1 protein-coding gene and 1 pseudogene are annotated in these 2,620 nt (G+C 75.2%); both read left to right on the forward strand.

Features of this window, described 5'->3' with window-relative positions:
• Positions 1-897, forward strand: a pseudogene (locus tag D471_RS41270) (hypothetical protein); the annotation flags it as partial.
• Positions 898-1,039: 142 nt separating this feature from the next.
• Positions 1,040-2,620, forward strand: a 1,581-nt coding sequence (locus D471_RS0105515; RefSeq protein ID WP_017597706.1) for a molybdopterin-dependent oxidoreductase, incomplete at its 3' end; no start/stop codon positions are given.

Raw genomic sequence — 2,620 nt, forward strand, 5'->3', positions numbered from 1 at the left:
GTCACCGACGACGGCCCCTGGGCACGTGGCGCCCCGCGTGGCACGCCCCCGGGGGACGCGTCCGGAAGCGACACCACCTCACGTGAGCGGACCACGCGCGGTGGGGCCCCGATCGGTGTTCCCGTGGGCGACACGGCCGCGGAGGGCACGGCAGCGGACGCCGCGGGGGCGAACGAGACCCACGCGGGTGACACGGTCCGGGGGGACGGGTCACCGCGGGACGGGGACGATCCGGTCACGGGGGCGTCGACCCCCCGGCGCCTCCCCCGGCGTTCCGGCGGTCGTCGGCGCGGGCACGGGGCGTATGGCGGTGGCCTGACCCGGGCCGCCGCCACCGTGGTCATGGTCGCGCTCGGTGCCCTGCTGCTGGTGGCCTACAGCCAGGGCGGGTTCCCCGAGATCGTTCCCACCGGTTCCACCCCCTCCGACGCTCCGGTCGAGGTTCCGGCGACCGTCGAGGAAGGGGAGCCGGTCGGCGAGGTGGACCAGGTCGGCGACCAGGGAACCGCGGACCAGGAGCCCGTGGAGGAGGGTACGGACGACCCCGCCGAGGGGGCGGGCACGGACTGCGCCGCCGACCCCCACGCGCCAGGCTGCCCCTCGGAGGAACCCTGCGTCGCCGACGACTGCTCCGGGAGCGGGGAGGGGACCGACGATCCCAGCGACGACCCGACCGACGGCGGCACCGACGGCGGGGAGGACCCCGACGACGACCCGAGCGGGGACCCCGGGGACGGGACCGGCACCGGGGAGGACCCGGGGGACGGGACCGGGGGCGAGGACCCCGGTGAGGACCCCGGGGGCGAGGACCCGGGCGAGGGCGGGGGCGGGGACCCCTCGCCGCCCACGCTCGACGAACCCGCCTTCGAGCCGGTCTGGCCCGTGCCCGGCGACTGACCGGCCGAGGTTCGGTAAGGACATGACACGGCGCGCGTGTCGACCCGTTGGTCGGCGCACGCGCCGTCTATTTCTTTGACACGGGTGAACCCCCGACCTATGTTGTCAATGACAACTTTACGCCTCGACCAGGGACGGCCACATGGACCTGGAAGTCAACGGCTCACCCGCCCCGGCTTCGGACACGCCGGGCGCGACCGCCGCCGAGCACATCCGCGACCGGCTCGGGTTGACCGGCACCAAGATCGCGTGCGGGGACGGGGTGTGCGGCGCCTGCACCGTGCTGCTCGACGGCTCGCCCACCGTCTCCTGCCTCCTGCCCGCCGACGCGCTGCCCGGTCGTTCCGTGACGACGGTGGAGGGCCTGGGCGGAACCCATCCGGTCCAGCGCGCCTTCGCCGCCCACGACGGCCTCCAGTGCGGCTACTGCACGCCGGGGTTCGTCGTGGAGGCGGCCACGTTCACCGACGCCTGGCGCGCCGAGCACGGCGACGTGCGCCCCGACCGCGACACCGTCGCCGACGCCCTGTCCGGCCACCTGTGCCGGTGCGGCGCCTACGAGGGGATCTTCTCCGCCGTGGCCGCCGCCTGCGCCGGGGAGTTCGACACCGAGCCCGAGCAGGACCCGCCGCGCGCCGACGCCCTGGACAAGGTCACCGGTCGCGCGAGGTTCACCGTCGACCGCACGCCGCCGGGGTGTTGGGAGAGCGTGTTCGTCCGCTCGACCCTTCCCCACGCCCGGATCCGCTCCGTCGACCCGGCTGGGGCGCGCACGGAGTCCGGAACCGGTCCGGACACCGCGCCGGTGCTCGTCGACCTGCTGGGCGAGGAGCGCGTCGTGCGCTACGCGGGCCAGCCGATCGCCGTCGTGGCCGCGCCCACCGGTGCCGAGGCCCGAGCCGCCGCCGAGGCGGTGCGCGTGGACTACGACCCGCTGCCCGCGGTCTTGACCCGGGAAGCGGCCCTGGCACCCGGCGCTCCCATGCTCTACCCCACGAAGGAGGAGCAGAAGGCGGCTCCCGCCTACGCCGAGGGGGTGGCGATGCCCGCGTCCTGGCGCGGCAACCTCCGGGGCCCGTTCACACTCGGCTGGCGCCGTGGCACCGCCCTCAAACGGCTGCGCGCGGCCGGACGCGCGAACGACCCCCGCCTGGTCGCGGAGGAGTACACCACCTCCGCCCAGCTGCACACCTCGTTGGAACCGCACGCGTGCGTGGCCGACTGGGCCGCCGACGGCCACCTGACCATGTACATGTCCACCCAGGCGGTCAGCGAGATAGCCACCGCGGTCGCCGAACGCTGGGGCCTGCCCCGCGACCGGGTACGCGTGATCACCGAGTACGTGGGCGGCGGGTTCGGCGCCAAGGCGTCCCTGTCGACCGACATCGTGGCCTCGGTCGAGCTGTCCAGGCTCGCCCAGGCCCCGGTACGCGTCGCGTTCACCCGCGCCGAGGAGCTGACCGACGCCGGATACCGGCCCGGCACCCGCACCCGCGTGGCGCTGCTCGCCGACGACAAGGGCGACCTGGCGGCGATGAGCGTGGACTCCTACGGTGACGGCGGGGTGTCCTACGGGTCGATGACCGCCATGCTCGCGGCGTTGATGTACGGGCGCACCCCCCGCCGGACGCGGGACTACGACGTGGTGACCAACCACCCGCCGGGTTCCCCGTTCCGCGGCCCGGGCGGACCGCCGATGGCCTTCGCCCTGGAACAGGCGGGG

It is taken from the genome of Nocardiopsis lucentensis DSM 44048, from assembly GCF_000341125.1.
Classification (GTDB): Bacteria; Actinomycetota; Actinomycetes; order Streptosporangiales; family Streptosporangiaceae; genus Nocardiopsis; species Nocardiopsis lucentensis.